This window comes from Paenibacillus tritici (assembly GCF_018207515.1).
GTDB lineage: Bacteria > Bacillota > Bacilli > Paenibacillales > Paenibacillaceae > Paenibacillus_AQ > Paenibacillus_AQ tritici.
In genome coordinates this window covers 233,486-250,520 of sequence record NZ_CP073365.1, presented here as the reverse complement: position 1 = coordinate 250,520, position 17,035 = coordinate 233,486, and the positions used below count along the sequence as shown (strand labels likewise).

The 17,035-nt window shown below is 49.1% G+C and carries 12 protein-coding genes; 4 read left to right on the top strand and 8 right to left on the bottom strand.

Annotation, left to right across the window (positions count from 1 at the left end; genetic code table 11):
• Nucleotides 1–41: 41 nt before the first annotated feature.
• The 3 genes from KDC22_RS01195 to KDC22_RS01185 form a co-directional block, all read right to left on the bottom strand.
• Entirely contained in the window at nt 42–1,187 is a 1,146-nt protein-coding gene (locus KDC22_RS01195) for a response regulator (protein ID WP_211721799.1), read from the bottom strand.
• Between the two features lie 110 nt (nt 1,188–1,297).
• The gene (locus KDC22_RS01190) at nt 1,298–5,860 is read right to left on the bottom strand and encodes an S-layer homology domain-containing protein (protein WP_211721798.1); all 4,563 of its coding nucleotides are present in this window, start codon (nt 5,858–5,860) and stop codon (nt 1,298–1,300) included.
• Between the two features lie 425 nt (nt 5,861–6,285).
• Nucleotides 6,286–7,248: a GNAT family N-acetyltransferase gene (locus KDC22_RS01185; RefSeq protein WP_211721797.1), complete on the bottom strand. Its 963-nt coding sequence runs from the start codon at nt 7,246–7,248 to the stop codon at nt 6,286–6,288.
• Nucleotides 7,249–7,470: 222 nt separating this feature from the next.
• Here KDC22_RS01185 and KDC22_RS01180 point away from each other — a divergent pair, with 222 nt between their 5' ends.
• The gene (locus KDC22_RS01180; protein ID WP_211721796.1) at nt 7,471–9,852 is read left to right on the top strand and encodes a glycoside hydrolase family 94 protein; all 2,382 of its coding nucleotides are present in this window, start codon (nt 7,471–7,473) and stop codon (nt 9,850–9,852) included.
• Between the two features lie 284 nt (nt 9,853–10,136).
• Here the strand turns inward: KDC22_RS01180 and KDC22_RS01175 are convergent, their stop codons facing one another.
• On the bottom strand, nt 10,137–10,937 hold the full coding sequence (locus KDC22_RS01175; RefSeq protein ID WP_211721795.1) for a nucleotidyltransferase domain-containing protein: 801 nt from the start codon (nt 10,935–10,937) through the stop codon (nt 10,137–10,139).
• Between the two features lie 175 nt (nt 10,938–11,112).
• Here KDC22_RS01175 and KDC22_RS01170 point away from each other — a divergent pair, with 175 nt between their 5' ends.
• Together KDC22_RS01170 and KDC22_RS01165 are read left to right on the top strand one after the other, a co-directional pair.
• A complete protein-coding gene (locus tag KDC22_RS01170; protein ID WP_211721794.1) occupies nt 11,113–12,426 on the top strand; it encodes a helix-turn-helix transcriptional regulator in 1,314 nt (437 codons plus the stop codon).
• Nucleotides 12,413–13,219, top strand: coding sequence for a WYL domain-containing protein (locus tag KDC22_RS01165; protein WP_211721793.1), 807 nt, complete (start codon nt 12,413–12,415; stop codon nt 13,217–13,219). The genes KDC22_RS01170 and KDC22_RS01165 overlap by 14 nt, the downstream gene beginning before the upstream one ends.
• 97 nt (nt 13,220–13,316) lie before the next feature.
• Here KDC22_RS01165 and KDC22_RS01160 read toward each other — a convergent pair whose 3' ends face one another.
• Together KDC22_RS01160 and KDC22_RS01155 are read right to left on the bottom strand one after the other, a co-directional pair.
• Entirely contained in the window at nt 13,317–14,294 is a 978-nt protein-coding gene (locus tag KDC22_RS01160) for a hypothetical protein (RefSeq protein WP_211721792.1), read from the bottom strand.
• Nucleotides 14,295–14,545: 251 nt separating this feature from the next.
• On the bottom strand, nt 14,546–14,815 hold the full coding sequence (locus tag KDC22_RS01155) for a DUF6809 family protein (RefSeq protein WP_173135479.1): 270 nt from the start codon (nt 14,813–14,815) through the stop codon (nt 14,546–14,548).
• A 146-nt stretch (nt 14,816–14,961) separates the two neighbouring features.
• On the opposite strand from KDC22_RS01155, the gene KDC22_RS01150 reads away from it, so the two are divergent.
• Nucleotides 14,962–15,189 (top strand): helix-turn-helix domain-containing protein, encoded by a 228-nt coding sequence (locus KDC22_RS01150; protein WP_173135482.1) that lies wholly within the window; start codon nt 14,962–14,964, stop codon nt 15,187–15,189.
• A 73-nt stretch (nt 15,190–15,262) separates the two neighbouring features.
• On the opposite strand, the gene KDC22_RS01145 is transcribed toward KDC22_RS01150, so the two are convergent.
• Complete coding sequence (locus tag KDC22_RS01145) at nt 15,263–15,751, bottom strand: hypothetical protein (protein WP_173135485.1); 489 nt, start codon at nt 15,749–15,751, stop codon at nt 15,263–15,265.
• 2 nt (nt 15,752–15,753) lie between these two features.
• Nucleotides 15,754–17,022, bottom strand: a complete 1,269-nt coding sequence (locus tag KDC22_RS01140) for an AAA family ATPase (protein WP_211721791.1) — start codon at nt 17,020–17,022, stop codon at nt 15,754–15,756.
• Nucleotides 17,023–17,035 lie beyond the last annotated feature (13 nt).

The following is a 17,035-nucleotide window of genomic DNA, read 5'->3' as shown; positions in this document are numbered from 1 at the left end:
ATATTTAAGATAGGACGGGCAAAAAGGATGAATCCCCGGATTCACCCTTTTTGCCGTTTCTTATCCCAGCCTTTATACCATTTGACGATCTCCGGGTTGGGCTTCTCTGACAGCTCCGCTTCCATCACCGTCTCCAGCAGCGTATACTGCCTTTGCACCAGAAAATGAAAGCCCATCCGGTCGCATATTTTCAAATATAATAACTGCGCCTGTTCCTCTAACGGATAACGGGTACAGACTTGCTCAATGTGCTTGAAGGCCTGCTCAAAGTCTTCGCTCTCCATATACCAATGAACCAGATTCAGCTTCATCCTGATCCACTGCAGCTGGTAGCGCTGCCTCTCAAGCTCTGCCCACACATAATCGTACTCCTCCAGATATTCACTCTTGAACAGCTTCAGGATTCGTTCATATTCGGACACTGTATCCTCCGAGAGTTCCAGGCCAGCCTTGATGAAGGAGTCGAACTCGTCAACGTCGAGGTATACCCCGTCCAGCCTCAGCAGATAGCCGTCCGCCGTGTTTTGCAGCAGAATCCGGTCTCTGCCAAAGGGCTCCAGTATTCTGCGGATATGATATACAGCAGTGTATAACTGCGGGTAAGCTTTGTTCAGATCAAAATCAGCCCATAGTAATTCAATCAAAGTGGCTTTACTGACCACTTTTCCACGGTGATGCAGAAGATAGAAAAAGATTTCCTGGGCCTTCGCCGTTCTCCATTGAAGCGGAACATGATACTCCTGCGTTCCTTCATAGATCCGGAAGGCATCTAACATCAGGATTCTCCAGCTTGTTGACTCCGGCGTTGTTGAGGCCGCTATCTCATTCCTCCGGTGAGCATACAATCTCCGTACCGTTAGCCTCAGACGATCCATGTGAATCGGTTTAAGCACATAATCCAGAGCATTCAGCTCAAAGGCCTTGATGGCATATTTATCATATGCCGTTACGAATACAACCTGCAGATGGGGCTTGCGTTCGAGTAGCATTTCCGCCAGCTCGATCCCGTTCAGCTCCGGGATATGGATATCGAGAAACACAACATCGACATCGGTCTCTTCCACCTTTAGTTTGCCTTGCAGAGGATCAGTATATTTGCCGATGATTTCAAAATCACCGAGTCTGCGCAGATGGTGCTCCAAGTATTTCAACGCTAATTCTTCATCATCAATCAGGATTGCTCTCATTCGGATCTCCTTCACAACTGGGAAATCGGTACAACCGTATGTTCATTATACTTTAATTTTTAATAATTTAGGGGCTGAAGGAGAATTATATCTCCTCCAGCCCCCATAGTTTATTCTGAGATCAGTTGTTCCTTCTGCTCACCGTCGATCCGGTACTGATGATCCACCACGGCTTCCTGGATATCCAGGTAAGCCCAATGATTCTCGGACACATCCGGGAATTTGATGGCTTCTGCTCCATGCAGCGGGCCGCGGTCAAACATCTGATTGACGATCACTACAGCTTCGGCACGGGTCAGATAGACATTCGGCTTGAAGTTGCCGTCCGGGTAGCCCTTCAGCAGGCCTGCCGTCACGTTAGCTTCGATTACAGCTTGTGCCCAGTGTCCTTTTGTATCATTGAAGCTGGATTTACCGTCCGAAGATACAGCGAGCTTCATGTAGTTGGCAGCAACGGCTGCCATCTCCGCTCTCGTAATCGGTGCAGCAGCCCGGAACTGTCCGTTCGGATCACCCTTCATCACTGCCTGTGCGTTAACAAAGGCAATGGCTCCTGCCGCATAATGCCGCAGAGCAACATCCGGGAACGGAAGACGGCTTACTACCGCTTTTTCATCATAATTCAGATTTCTGGCGATCATCAGTGCCATCTGTGCACGTGTTACCCGTTCGTCCGGCTTGAATTGACCATCCGGGAAGCCAACGATATAGGATTTATGTGCAGCAGCCTGATTATTGAAGTTGATGATGGTAAAGGTGCTGAATTTCGTGATCGAGAATTCCAGTCCAAGCAGTCCCTCTTTGTAGGTAACCGCCTTTCCTTTCACAACTTCTTTGGTGCCGTCCGTATGCTCGATGAAAATACCCAGCTGCGCCAGGAACGCCTTGCGCTCTGCTTCATTCGCAGGCAGCTTCACATCTTTGAGCGGCAGAATCAGAGTGACTGCCCGGCTGGACAGGTTCGTCTCGATGGTCATCGGTCTTGCGACCACTTCAATCCGATTGTCCTTCGCCACTTCACGGACTACAGCCTCAAGTGTGGCTCTCTTCTCAATCTCATTGCGCTCTGCTGCATTCCTTACCGGTACTAGGCGGAAATAGAAATCCTGCCCGATTCCTTCCAGAGAAGCGTTAGGGATACGGATGATCGCATTCTCTGTGTAGATTTCAAGCACAATGCCATTCTCTTTCAGCAATTTGGCAGTCTCTGCCGGAATCTGGACATTCACTTCGCTGACATTGTCTGCCGGATCGGGAATGACCACACGGGCGATGCTTTGTCCCGTCTCTTTTGCTTTCTTTACTGCTTCTTCGGCCTTATCCTTGGTGAAGCGGACCAGATCCGTTATCGTTCCGTTGCTGTGAGTCGTCCGCTGGACCGGCACTTTCGTGATGCCAGCCACATTGGCTCCGCCGATGGCCACATCTACCTCAATGACTTCGGTTTTGGTGGTATCCGGAGCAGGAGCTGGTGCGGAACCTCCGCCGCCACTCGAAACAGGCTCTTGTCTGGTAACGATTATCGTATAAGTGTTTGTTTTACCAGCGGAATCCTTAACGGTAACCAGAACTTCATTCTTACCTACTTTTAGAGGGAGCGCTTTGCTCCAGTCTCCGTTCGTCACCTCTACCGGAGCTTCACCGGCAATGCTAAGTGTTACCACCGCACCCGGATCAAGTGTAACCGGCTTGAATGACATTTCATATACACTGTTCGCTACGGATACATCATAGCTTGCAGTTTCAGGCTTGAACTCAGGCTGCAGCGTGCCGCTCGAAGGATCAAGCGATACGAGCTTCCCGCTTGCGCGGATGACCTGAATCTGGTATTGCCCCAGCTTAACGCCCGGACGCTTCGCATCCACAATATCTACTTGGATGATGTTCAGCCCTTCCTGAAGCGGCAGCTTGCTCCAGTCTCCGTCAGGAACCTCTACACCGTTCAAGCTAACCTTGCGCAGCGTACCGTCCCCTCCTGACTTAGCAAGATTCAGCGCAATGGTACCCGTCTCATTAGGTACGGTCGCCTGATAGCCGCTTGGTACATCTGACTGGAAGGCTGGACTTAAGGATACCGGCTTACCTCCAACACTTAATCCCAGACCGTCCTCAGGCAGCTTGCCTGCGTCTGAGATATACTTGGAATCCCCGCCAAGATCAATTCCCGGCTGCAGACCCGTAAGCGGGTTATTCTTGTTGCCATTCTCCGTTACGTTGCCAAGCGCTGGATCGTAGCTCAGCAGACCGCCCTTATGATCAGCAGGAATCGGAACGATCAGTTCATTGCCATTGATCTCAAAAGGCTCCTGAAGCGGCACTCCGCCGTAAGTGAATCCGGCCAGATCCGTTAAGTCGTTGATCGGCTTGTTGAACACCAGCTTAAGCTTGCCCGCTTCGGGATAGGCGGCAATCAGCTGAAGCGGAATTACATTGTTATCCTTCGTGATGCCTGACTGGTCGCCGGCATAGATCGGCTTCAATTCGTTCAGGACGTTGCCTTCAGCCGTAACATTACCGGCAGCAGGATCGTACCCTACGACCAATGGATCATTTGGACCAAGCGCATCCTCCAGAACGACTTCTACTTTATCGCCCTGTACAGACTTCACAGCAATAACCTTCCGTCCATCGACGGTAAGTCCGGTAAGATCAGCCTCGGTCAGCATGGAACCTACAGGCTGGTTGAACGTCAATACCGCGTGATCCGGCTGACCTTCGTTCACCGCCACATGGGTCAATTCCAGCTGCGGCACTGTAAACGGCACCAGCTTCGTTTCGGTTCTCACTTCATCGCCGAACGTTTTGGTTGAAGTAACCGCCACATGGTAGGAACCCGGTGCAAGCGGCCCCGGCAGCTTGGTGTCCCATTTGTAAACATTATCGGTTACGGTAATTCCCACCTCAAGGTCAAACAGATAGGCGTCAGGATGGGCATCTACATTATAGACAGCAGCCGTAACTACCGAGTCCAGTGCAGCTTGTCCGGTTACCGGGAGCGGGAAGTCTGCTCCATATACCTCTGTTCCCTTCGCAGGCTCCTGGATCTGCAAAGAGTCACCGAATGGACCGTTCGCGATCAGGGTAAAGTCTGAAACGGGCTCTTTCCCCGATGTCTGAGCCTCGATTGCCGATTGCGCGTCATCATATTCGATTCTAACCACAGGGTCATTGGACAACGGGCTGGCCAAGGTCAGAATAATGACAGTGGGATCTTCGGGCGATACTACAGCCTTCGTAACATCAACCAGTCTTCCGTCCAGTGTCACTCTGAAGTCGTCCGTCGGGTCCGCATCGTTTCCATTGAATTTGACCGGTTTGTCAAACTTTATGGATACCTGATCGTTTCTTCCGGCTGTATAGCTCGCTTCCTCAGCCACAGGCGGCTGCTTCACCAGTCCCTCAACCGCATCCGCCACGCTCTTGCGGGCATCTTCAATCTCTTCAGGGGAAGCATGGTCATCTTCAAGGACAGCGTTGGCAGCATCTGTTGCCTTTTGAAGAATGGCCAGAGACTCCTTTGTATAGACCTGCGGAGCGAGGTCGAGAATTTCCTGCGCTTCACCGGCATCCGTTTTCAGCGCTGTTTTGTCCACCAGTGTTATGGTTGTGTTAATGCTGGTGTTGGAATCGCCTGGCATGCCACCGTATTCCACTAGGTAGGCATGCACCCCCTGGGAGTTAGTTGGATAATCATTCCATTTTCCGCTATTAGGACCGCTAGAATAAATATGGACCACATGCTCGTATGTTTTATCATTGGGCTCATTCGGAGCCCAATTAGCGTACATAGGGCCGTAAGTTGCATCGGTAACCGGGGCGGCATCATTATCTCCTCCATCAGCGATATACCCCTTGTAGAAAGGAAGTCCGGATTTGCCTTCGTACTGCATCTTTCCTTCAGGTCCGGTCACCCAGCGCCAATCCCCGTAGCCTTTATATTCTCCGTTGTTCTGCAAGGTGGAAACGCGCGTGGTTGCTCTATCGTTCTGTTGTTCATTCTGTTCTCGGGCCACATCTTTCCCGCCAATCCAGCCAATCACCGGAGTCTTTTCAACAATAAAAGCGTTCTCATCCGGGTCGGTAATCGTCACCAGATACCCTTTGCGTCCATAATAACTTTTCTCCTCGGCATCCGCCTTGGCTTTCGGCCACGTGATGCTAGTTTCCGCCACATACTGATAGAAATGGCCGTTTTTATTAAATGACGGGACAGGGCCAAGGCCGAAGGTCAGACTGCGCTCTCCTGGCGATGTCATGGTAAACTTGGCGTTCTTCAGTACACTCTGATACTCTTGGGTCGAAGCCTTGCCTTCTAATATATAGACGCCGTTCCCTGTACTGGGTTTAAGTGTAATTCCTGTGTTTTCCGTTACGAACGTAATCTTGTCACCCGGCTTATACCCGTTAATGACAACCGTGGCGCCTGTCATTTCTTCACCGGCATCTGCGGTTATAGATAGCTCCGGGAAGGTTAAGTTTACAGCATTGCTGCCGTCTTTGGTGAAACTCCGGTACTTCTCCGAAGTGATAATTTCTTCCGAACCCTCATTATCCGCGACTGCCGCATGGGCCACGGGTCCGGCCAGCGCAAGGTTGGCAGCGACCAACGCAATCGACAAAGAGGCGGCCAGACTGCGGGACCCTCTTTTGTTCCATTTCTTCGATGTTGTCATTTTCTCTGTACTCCTCATCTAAATGTACTGTTATTGCATCAGCCGACACTGAAAATCTTCATTTACTGCTTGTCCTTCTTGCTGCCTGTACTGCTTGCCCTACCTGTAATTTCCTCCCCTCTAATGCAGATGTTCACCAAATTGTGCTAAACGGAAATGGCCGGTTTGTGTATGATAATCTCTTAGTTTCTAATAGTATCCGACAGACCTCTACATTAACTCTACAAATCTCCTTTTTTGTGACAAAAATCATTGCGTTTTTATGAAGCGCATCCGCCCTTCGTAGGAGATATTATAATTCCCACTCATAGATGGTGGCGCTATCGTTCTCTACATAGTAAAAAAGACACCTCAAAAGGTGTCGTCTGATCCTGCATATGGGTCAGAGGGAGGGTTGGCATAATAGCAAAATATTTTCTGACCTCTCAGCTATGCGGAATTTCATGGGTAGAGTTATTCAGTACCGGTATAACCATCTTCTGAATCTCCTGCACCCCCGGCATAAACCCCAAATTATAGTACACAGATTCCGCATCATTCCCCTCCATTACATACAACCTCAGCAACGGATAAGTACCCTTCAGCATCGTTAGCGCTCTTTGCAGCATCCGTGTTGCCAGTCCTCTTCCCCGGTAAGCGGGGTTAACGCCGATGCTATAGACTGCCGCCACCTGATCCTGCAGACATAACCGGCAGTTGGCAATGAGCTGTCCTGTGGCCTTATCAAATACCAGCGTGGAGGCCTGTGTTAATATTTCATTAGAGTAATCAGGATCAGTAGGCAGGAAATCTCCCACAACGGTTTGCTTCCGCCGGGTCGCATCCAAGCCGCCTCTAAAGCTCTCCCAATCACAGCGGGCAATCTCTTCTGTAAGGATGAACCGTTTATCCCCTGCCTCATTCTCCGCTACTTCAGGGCTCTCTATCCGCAGGTTGTCCTCCCAGTCCACTTGAAAAACCTCTGTAGGCCGCTGCATCCAGCGGCATCTGAATTCATCCGGCCAAAAGCCTGCACGCGCATATAGCTGCACCTGATCCGGCAGAACCTCATAGGTCCGTATGGGTTCCTTCCGGTCTGACCAATGAATCAACAGCCCTTTAAGCAACTTCAATACTCCGAATGAATCGCTGAAGGGCGGGATTACAAATAGATGATAGATCACATTCGGTGACATCCGGACTCCGCCGATTTTGCTGTCTCCTTTATATATCCAAAAGGCATTGCTACGCGGATTCGCATAGCTCTCTTCTCTAAAAAATCCGTTATATCTCATATTATAGTAGACCGAGCAATACACCCCCCACTCTTCCGGCTCTGCTCTGCGGATAGACAAATCGTCCGTTAATTCATAGCTCATCGTGTCTTCAGACCAACCCTTGACCTGCATCCTGCACCCCTCCTATGAATGATCTCCACTATCTTAACCATAAGGTTCCCGGGCTCCAATATAGCAAACGGTTATAAAAAGACTCTACGTTTTGTTTTTCTCAAATAATAGAGTACATAGTCAGCCTAAATATGTCTTATAATGGAAAAGGGTGGGAGCTTAAAGCCTTTTATGAACGCGCGTTTACAATCCTACCTGTCATCTACTTTGAGGAGGAATGTTATGCAATACGGTCATTTTGATGAAAAGAACAAAGAGTATCTCATTACGAAGCCCAATACCCCCGCTCCCTGGGCCAACTACCTCGGCTCGCCGGAGTACGGTGCGATTATCTCAGGTAATGCCGGAGGCTACAGCTTCGTGAAATCCGGCGCCAACGGTCGGCATATCCGCTACCACTTCAACTCCAAGGACGAGCCGGGACGCTACATTTACGTCAAAGACATAGAGAACGGGGACTATTGGTCCGGTTCCTGGCAGCCGGTGGGTAAAGACCTGGACCAGTATAAGTCCGTATGCCATCATGGAACCGGGTACACGAACATCGTCTCGGATTACGACAACATTCATACAGAGTCCTTATACTATGTACCGCTGAACCAAACCCATGAAGTATGGCGCATGAAGATCCGTAATGACGGCCCCGCTGCGCGGAAGCTGGCCCTCTTCGGCTTCGCTGAATTCACCAACGATAACAACTATGAGCAGGATACCGTCAATTTGCAGTACACTCTATTTATTTCCCGGACGTATTTCAAGAACGATAAAATCCTTCAGGTGATCAACGAGAACATCACGGGCGAGCAGACCTGGCGATTCTTCGGCGCTGCCGGTGCAGAGGTTGCCGGTTACGATGGGGACCGCGATACGTTCCTTGGCGATTACCGCAGCTACGGAAATCCGCTCTCCGTAGAGAATGGCCAATGCTCCAACTCTCTGAACTATAACGCCAATGCCTGCGGCGCCCTGCAGATTAATGTGGAGCTGCAGCCGGGGGAAGAGAAGGAGATCGCCTTCCTGCTGGGCCAGTATGAGGAGCAGGGTGCAGCCGCTATTCTTAGCCAATATAAGGATCTATCCGTGGTAGACCGGGAGCTTGAGGAACTGAAGACCTTCTGGCACAGCAAGCTTAACCGCTTCCAGGTCCAGACCCCAAGCGACAATCTGAACCATATGATCAACACCTGGAATGCCTACCAATGCTTCATTACCTTCATCTGGTCGCGCGCGGCCTCCTTCCAGTACTCCGGTCTGCGCAACGGACTCGGTTACCGGGATACGGTGCAGGATATTCAAGGCATCATTCATCTCGATCATGAGATGGCCCTGGAACGCCTGCGGCTGATGATCTCGGCCCAGGTCTCTAACGGCGGCGGGCTTCCGCTTGTGAAGTTTGACCATAACCCGGGCCATGAAGGCACACCGGACGACCCGGAATATGTACGGGAGACCGGGCATCCCCACTATCGGGCCGATGACGCCCTGTGGCTGTTCCCGACCGTTATCAAGTACTTGAATGAGAGCGGTAACTGGGACTTCACAGATGAGGTCATTCCTTATTCCGATCAAGGCGAAGATACGGTATATGGGCATCTGCGGCAGGCTCTACAGTTCAGCCTCGACCGTATGGGTGCGCACGGGATGCCGGTGGGACTTCATGCTGACTGGAATGACTGTCTGCGTCTCGGGGCCAAGGGCGAATCCCTATTCGTTGCCTTCCAGCTGTACATGGGCTTCAAAGTATTCATGGACATCGCGCAGAACAAGAATAAACCGGAGGATGCTGCGTGGGCAGAGGGCCTGCTGGAGGAGCTGGACAGCAATATCCAAAAGTATGCCTGGGAGAACGACCAGTTCGTCCGCGGGTTCACCGAAGACAACTATATTATCGGTTCCTGGGAGAACGAAGAGGGTAGAATCTGGCTGAACCCGCAGAGCTGGGCTGTACTCAGCGGCGCCGCGCGCCCGGAACAGGCCAAGCTCGCTATGGAGAAGGTGTACGAGAACCTGCGGACCGATTACGGCACCATGCTCTTCTACCCGCCTTTCCGGAAATACGGCTTGCCGGTAGCACTGATGGCCCTGTTCAACGTCTCCACCAAGGAGAACGGGGGCATCTTCAGTCAGCCGCAAGGCTGGCTCATTCTGGCGGAGACGATGATTGGCAACGGTGAACGCGCGTTCGAGTACTTCCTGAACTGCAGCCCGGCCAGCATGAACGACACCGCAGAGGTCCGCAAGCTGGAGCCTTACGTACACGGGCAGTTCGTCGAATCCAAAGACAGCCCGTATCAAGGCCGGGCACATGTCCACTGGCTCACCGGCACCGCCTCGACTGTCATGGTCTCTCTGGCAGAGGGCATCATGGGAGTGCAGCCGCAGAAGGATGGCCTCCGCCTGAACCCATGTGTCCCTTCTGACTGGACCGACTTCTCCATGGTGCGCGAATTCCGCGGGAAGAAGCTGAACATCCGGGTGGAGAACAAGCAAGGTGTACAGAAGGGAGTCTCCCGCATCGTCATGAACGGCGAGATCATCCAGGGCGACCTGGTTCCGGTAGCCCGGATGGCGGCAGTGAACGATGTGCTGGTGGTGATGGGATAACGTTACGGAATAACGTTTAAGAGATGGACCAAGAGAGCGGGACCTTAGGGAAACCTTAGGGCGCTCTCTTTATTTTTGCGTGGACCCAGCCGTTCCTTTAGATGCCCCGCAGCCTCCCGGCTTATTTCAATTTCTTGTTTAACTCTGCCGCCTGCTTCTTCATATTCACCCTGGCATAGAAGTAGAATGCAATCGTATGAAGGATGACGGAGCTCTAACCTTCTTACAATCGCGGATCTATCTCTTTCTCCTTTCAGGTACGGAACCACGCCGGGATGCTTTGGTTATACATTCAAGCCCCACACTTCTCTCAGCGCCTCCCGAAAAAGAATATCAAGCTGCTGATCTCTACTACCGTGCTCGTTAACCCCTAAGGCTGCCGCCGCTGCCACCTTCTCCAGCACTTGAAGCTGCTCTTCCAAATACTCGTTAATCGCACTTAATCGCGGCTCGTAGTCCAGCTCTTCTCCTGACCGCTTCCGGGCCAGCAATTGCTGCACTACCTGCCTTAGCTCCCCATCCTGAGGGATCAGCCGGTCTAATAGTACCTCGAACTCCATCGGCGGCATCTCCCCGTACCTATGAATCCACTCGCAGGCCAGAACCGGGCGCAGCACATAGAAGTACTTCTTGATCTTGACCTGCCCGCCCTGGAGATAATCGCGGTAATTGCCTTTAGCCATGTTCAAGTAATGGTACATACAGGATTTCGGTGAAAAGGTATACGGTGAACTCCCTCTAAGCTGCTCCGCCACACTGAACTTCTCTGCATACTGGATCGGCGATTGCAGCCACTCCAGCAGCGGTGGGTTGGACTTGCGGAATAACTTAAGCGCCTTACGTAAGTCCCAGCCGCCTATATCTAGCATATTGTTAATGGGACGCTCTATAACATCCCGCTGCTCATAAATAGATAAATACCATTCCGGCTTATGCAGATAGATGAACCGCACATCATAATCGCTGTCCTGCGAGGGGAACCCCCATGCCCGGCTGCCTGATTCACAGGCATAGAGTATGGTCACTTGCTCTTCCTGTTCAATCTGCTCCAGCTGCTCACGAATAAGCTTAGTTATATCGGTCATTGCAATCACTCCAATTCGCTTGCTTCATGGCCCTATCTTCCCTCATATTCCCATCTGCGAACAGGGCGGAAGTATGGCGGCAGGTAAAAAACCTTCCATTTCCTTCAACTCTGTTGCTTAATATACATAAGAGCTATCACTTCCCATGAGTTCGCTACAGGCTGGAGGAATACAAATGGCCAAGGAAAGTTTCGATAAAGAAATTCAGTTTCTGCGTATGCTGTCTTTAGCCGGGGGAGCTTACAGCAGACAGCAATTCGCCGACCGGCTCGGCATTTCGGTACATACCTATGACAAAACGCTGCGCAACCTGAAGGAAATGGTTACCGTTCTCCAGCAGAATCTGCCCGTTGAGCAAGGTGCCGAACTCTCCGAGTGGCTCCGCTACAATTACTATGAATCCGCCGACCCGCTGCTTCTGTTCCTGTTCCGGGCGAAGTCGCTGAAGGAGACGGAGAGCCTCCGGCTTACCTGGCTGTTAACCGCACTTCAGAGTGAGGAGCTAACGGCCAAGGAACTGCATGACCGCTGCTGCGAGCAGACGCCGGACGATTCACTGCTGCCGGATGAGAAAACCATCCGGGGAGATCTGAAATACCTGGAGGAAGTCGGCGTTATTCTGCGTGTGAATGAGAAGCGTCCGTACCGGTTCAAGGCTGCCAACGATCTGATCGACCAGCTGAGCGGCGACGAACTTCTGGACCTCTACGACTATGTGGATGTCATCGCCAATACACAGATTCCATCTGTGCAGGGTTACCTGCTGCGCGACACTTTGAAGAAAGCGCTGCGGAACCGGGGTTATCCCCCCGAAGCTACAGAGACTCATAGATACAAATACAATTATCATTCGCGTATTCTGGACGAGGCCCATCTCTATACGATCTTCGGAGCCATTCAGCAGCGCCGCAGAATCAGGTTCCTCTATCTGTCCCCGAAGAAAGGGATGAACTACACCTCCCAGAATACCAATCCCCTCTTCGAGCGGGAGTCGGCGGGTGTCAACGACAGCATCCTGCCGCTCCGTGTCGTCTACGATCATCAATATGGGCGGTGGTATCTGATCGGGCATCATGCCCGGATGGGGATCAAGAAATTCCGGATGGAGGGCCTTACCCAGATGGAAGAGGGCGAGCCTGTGGAAGAAGCTGAATATGCGGCGAGGCTTCAGCAGCTTGATACGCAGATGGAGAATAGCTGGGTGACCGACACGAACCGTACGGTTAAGGTAGCGGTCCGATTCTATAATCCTGTCCGGTCTGGTGCTAACTTCATCCGGGAACGGGTGGAAGCACAGGGACAGTGGGGAGTCATCACGGAAGAATCCGAAGCAGCGTTTCTGTACGAGATCACCGTGAACGAGATTTATGAGATTAAGCCGTGGCTGCGGAGCTTCGGTTCGAGCTGTGAGATCTTAGAACCCCGCTGGCTTCGCAAGCAATTCATTGCGGAATGGAAGGAGATCAGGAGCTACTATGAATCCCTTTGAGAAAATATTCAACTTCCAGATCATCTCACGCCTGGATGAAACGGGGTCGCTTGCGCTGACCTCCCAGGAGCGCTCCTGGCTGAAGACGATGCTTCGGCATCCGGCTTCGGGGGCTGCTTTTACACAGGAGACTTTAAGTAAATTGAATACCCTGCTGGAACCCGAGGCTTCCATTGAAGTAGGGGAGATTATTATCGAGAAGGCCCGCAGTAAAGAGCGCCAGGTCTACCATCCGCTGCTCCGCACACTCCGCCGGATGATCATGCAGAATCAGGGGATGCTGCTTACTTACCAGATTAAGCATGGCGGCGAACGCGCGGATCAGGCGGGATTCCCTCATAAGCTGGAGTACAATATGTATAAGCGGGAGTGGTATCTTCAGTGGTACAGCACCCGGCAGCGTTCTCTGATGTCCACGAAGCTGCGGAACATTGTGTCGGTAGAAGCCGCTTCCCTCCCGGCCCAGCAGATTGAAGGCTTGAAGGCAAGGATAGCGCGCTTATTAGAAGGCCTGAAGGAATCCGCCTGCATCCAAGTCATCCCGGCTTATAATGCAGAGCTGTCGCGGATACTCTCCGCCTTCTCCTGCTTCGATAAGTCCGTGTCCTTCGATGAATCCACCGGCATCTACCAGATTCATGTCAATTACATGAGAGACGACAGCGAGTTCCTCTTATCCCGAATCCGCTTCCTGGGCCTGCGGGTCAAGATTGTAGAGGGCAAGCAGCTTAAGTGGCGCATGTTGAAATCGGCGGAGATGGCGGTTGGGCGGTATGGGGAGGAGGGGGAGTGAAGAGGGTAGGCGTAATTACAAATAGACAAGAGGACGGCCCGGTAAGATCCGTCCTCCTTCCTTTTTCAGAACATAATTTATATCTAATCTTACGATATTATTTGCTCTTTTTTTGCAAACAGATAATGTTGTTATTTACACTAATCACTGTGAGACTGTCATTTACACTAACAATGTCAGGATAAGAGATTACACGACTGCCAACCGACAGCGTAAAGCGCGGCTTTCCGTTATAATCCAATGAATACACATTGCCGTTATTGGCGCCAAAGTACACATTACCTTTATTATCAGTTGCGAAGCTTCCGGAGAAGAGACTTATTCCGGCAGCCTTCTCATATTGATTCATTGAATAACTCCATTTCAGCTTACGTGTCTTGAAATCCAGATCCTGAAGGGTAGCCGCTCTATCATCAAGTATGTAATAGCCGCCATGTCCGTCCTTGCTGTCAATGTCTGAATAACTGACCGGCCTAGCCTTCATCTGATTATAATCCTCAACCCGTATAATGTTTCCGCTCGTATTCAGAACTGCCTTGGCATCTGTAAAATCAACAATAATATGTCCATTAGAATCTGCACTAAGCCCCATTATGTTGTTAAGATCCAATGCTCTATCCTTCATAGAAATAGTATTCAACATCCAATTCGTTGATCCATCCTTGCGAATCGACTGCAGGCCTTTATCCGTCAGAACAATGTAATTCCCTTCGCTATCCCCTGTATGATAAAAATCGAATAATGCCCCATCCTCAAAGAAGCTTTTTGTCTGCAGCTTAATATTTTTGAAGGTGGTGGCTTCTCCTGAACTTGAAAACCGCAGGATATCTGCTTGATATACTGTAGAGGATAAGTGCTTTACATAATCATAACCAAGAATATAATATGTACCGTCTGCCCCTACCAGGGAACCCAGATCGCTGTTCCAATCACTTGGAAATCTCCAGCTTACTTTACCTGACGCAGCGTTAATTGCAATAATTTCCTCAAAACTCTGGGCATAAATCAGTTCTTTCGGCCCCTTATACAAGGTGTAGTGTTGATAAGGACTTTTATCGGTGATGAACCAATTCATACCATACTCTGCTGAATTCTTTAAAATTACATTATTCCCCTGATCGTTTTTAATGTACAACTTCTGGGTAACCTCTAGCGGATTCTTAACTACAGAAGCACCCATTGTACACAATAATATTAAACTTATTGCTACCAACCTGATTATCGCTTTTCTCATCCTGCACCCCTTATCACAAAGTGTAAATTCCATATTATTATAAAGGGTTGATCTAATAATTTCGCTTACATTTATACTTGCAAATGATTTACCTACTCCTCGACCAGAACTTCAATCATCATCATTGTCCCGGCCTTGAACCCGGACACAAACGCAGCTGTCATATCCATCCCCTGCACTTGTGAATACAGTTCCAACAAAGACTCCAGCTCCTCGAACTCACCTGGGGACAGCCTCTGTCTCCAAGCCTCAATAGATTCCGAAATCTGCCTGTTAAGCGGGCGGTAACTGGGGTCCTTAGAGATGGTGTCCTCGTTAGGGAATAAACTGCCATGATATAGCGATTCTAGAATGTTCGGCATTGGAGCCTCCTTTATGAGCTACTACATTAATTTATGATACAGAAACAGCGTAGCATATTTCCAAAGTGAGTTTGTTACGTATATACGTAACAATTATAAAATTATTATACGATACGCTTATGCGTATAGATAAGTGAGGGATTCCAATGAGGAAGAGAATTGTAGTAAACATAGCTGAATTGACTCATAAGCATAAAATTTCATTAAGAGAGTTGTCCAGAATATCCAAGGTCCGCCATGCAGCATTAAGCGAACTGGCCAACGGTAAGAGAGAAAGTATTAATTTCAGTCATATCGTTAGAATAGCAGAAGCTTTACATATTGAGGACATACGGGAGATTATTGACTTGGTTGATGATAAAGAAGAAGGATGACAAAAAACAGCGGTAGTCTAAGACTTTAATTATCACGTCTTGGACTGCCGCTGCCGTCGTTAATCTTATGTATCTACCTGTCTCTTCTTCTCCGAATAGAAGGCATCTCTTCGAAATATGCTTGTAAATGATGGTCCAGGCTCCATATTCTTATCGAGCCTATAGCTGGAACATTCTCTTTGTACTTCTTGTATACTTGGATGATGGACAAGTCACCCACTCCGACTTTCATTACCGCATGATCAACAACTGACTTGGATATTTCCAGCAGATCTTCTCTTTCGAACTCTTTTCCGTAGTAGGTCCATGGGGCTTCATCGTTCACTGTTTTTTTGATTAATTCGGCCATCTTTTCGGCCCGGTTCCTTCTAATGTTACCATCAGCAATATGAGCAATGTGATTACCGGTTTCAATAATAGAAGCCAAAGGAAGAATAAGAATCTGCTGCTTATCTTGTTGTAATGCAGCCAGTTCATCTATGACGGCTGAACGATTTTGACTCATAAATGGTAAGTCTAGAATGTTACATAGAATAGAGGTGTCGATAATATTAACATACATATTTACACCTCCAGCCAGCTTAGATCTTTGTTATCTTCCATTGGCTTCTTTAATGCTCTAACTAATTCGTCTCTAACTGTCAGATCTCCCAAATTGCCTTTAGATAATAATACCGGCAGTGACTCCATATCAGGGAGGGAAAAGAATTTACTTGATCCGTCCTCTGGATCTCTGTAACACAGAACAACACCGAACAACTCTTCTTTGGATAGGGCATTCAGTAGTGCCGGATTATGCGTGGTGATAATTACATCAATTTGTCTTTCTTTGGTTAGTTGAGATAGGGTTTGGATCAAGCTTTTAATTCTGCTAGGGTGAATCCCATTATCCACTTCCTCGATAACAATCATGCTGTCAGGCTCTTCAGTGATCAGAGAAGAGAGAATCGCTAAATATCTGAGCGTACCGTCCGAGAGGCGTTTTGCTTCGACATATTCTGATTGTTCACCATACTTTTCCTTTAATTGAAACATTACATCACCGATTGATGTTTCAATAAATCCAATATCCAGAATTTCATTTTCCGGTAGATCCTTTAATGCTCCCAATAGCTTTTTCTTGTATTCTTTATTTTTGCATAACTCATAGATTACCGAAGATATGTTATCAGCCGTTGGTCTCAGCTCATGATCACTCATCCTTGAATAATCTCTCATACGACTAGGCAATGGATCTAAGAATAATATCTTTCCCAGACGTTCGAGAACCAAGTTTATATACAATACGTTCTTCTTGTTATTCTCCGTGGTTGTAGGCATTTTGGAGGATAGCTGCGATAAAACAGATACAGAACGGATACAGGTCACTTCGGGATTCCTCCCCTTACGCCCATTATTATACTCTACGTTAATATCGCTATAATCATCAGGCGTACCTTTGGTCTGAAAAACTACAATTGGCTTAGCACCGCTAGAGGATAACTTCAACAAACTCTCAGAAAGCACAAAAACCCGATTACTCACTTTAATGGTTATGCTATACTCCAGGTCGTACTCTTCATCAATATCTACCAAACACCCCAGTGTAAAGGTATCCGTACCAATTCTAGGGCAGCCTACACTTCCTCCTCGGATGTCACTGTCCACATTCTTCGAACCATCAAGAATAACGGATAGCTCTCTTCCTGAAGAGATTTCAGAAAGTATCTTCATCCCCTCAATTGCATTCGTCTTCCCACCCGCATTAGTGCCAATAATTGAAGTCAATTTCTCAATTTCTAATATAGAGGATTCAAAACTTTTAAAGGTTTGAAATGAAAAGTTTTTTAGCACGATCAACTCTCCC

What these genes read in the sequence shown, in the direction of transcription:
- KDC22_RS01195 (WP_211721799.1), bottom strand. Translation starts at nt 1,187, where the DNA reads ATGAGAGCAATCCTGATTGATGATGAAGAATTAGCGTTGAAATACTTG.
- KDC22_RS01190 (WP_211721798.1), bottom strand. Translation starts at nt 5,860, where the DNA reads ATGACAACATCGAAGAAATGGAACAAAAGAGGGTCCCGCAGTCTGGCC.
- KDC22_RS01185 (WP_211721797.1), bottom strand. Translation starts at nt 7,248, where the DNA reads ATGCAGGTCAAGGGTTGGTCTGAAGACACGATGAGCTATGAATTAACG.
- KDC22_RS01180 (WP_211721796.1), top strand. Translation starts at nt 7,471, where the DNA reads ATGCAATACGGTCATTTTGATGAAAAGAACAAAGAGTATCTCATTACG.
- KDC22_RS01175 (WP_211721795.1), bottom strand. Translation starts at nt 10,937, where the DNA reads ATGACCGATATAACTAAGCTTATTCGTGAGCAGCTGGAGCAGATTGAA.
- KDC22_RS01170 (WP_211721794.1), top strand. Translation starts at nt 11,113, where the DNA reads ATGGCCAAGGAAAGTTTCGATAAAGAAATTCAGTTTCTGCGTATGCTG.
- KDC22_RS01165 (WP_211721793.1), top strand. Translation starts at nt 12,413, where the DNA reads ATGAATCCCTTTGAGAAAATATTCAACTTCCAGATCATCTCACGCCTG.
- KDC22_RS01160 (WP_211721792.1), bottom strand. Translation starts at nt 14,294, where the DNA reads ATGAATTGGTTCATCACCGATAAAAGTCCTTATCAACACTACACCTTG.
- KDC22_RS01155 (WP_173135479.1), bottom strand. Translation starts at nt 14,815, where the DNA reads ATGCCGAACATTCTAGAATCGCTATATCATGGCAGTTTATTCCCTAAC.
- KDC22_RS01150 (WP_173135482.1), top strand. Translation starts at nt 14,962, where the DNA reads ATGAGGAAGAGAATTGTAGTAAACATAGCTGAATTGACTCATAAGCAT.
- KDC22_RS01145 (WP_173135485.1), bottom strand. Translation starts at nt 15,751, where the DNA reads ATGTATGTTAATATTATCGACACCTCTATTCTATGTAACATTCTAGAC.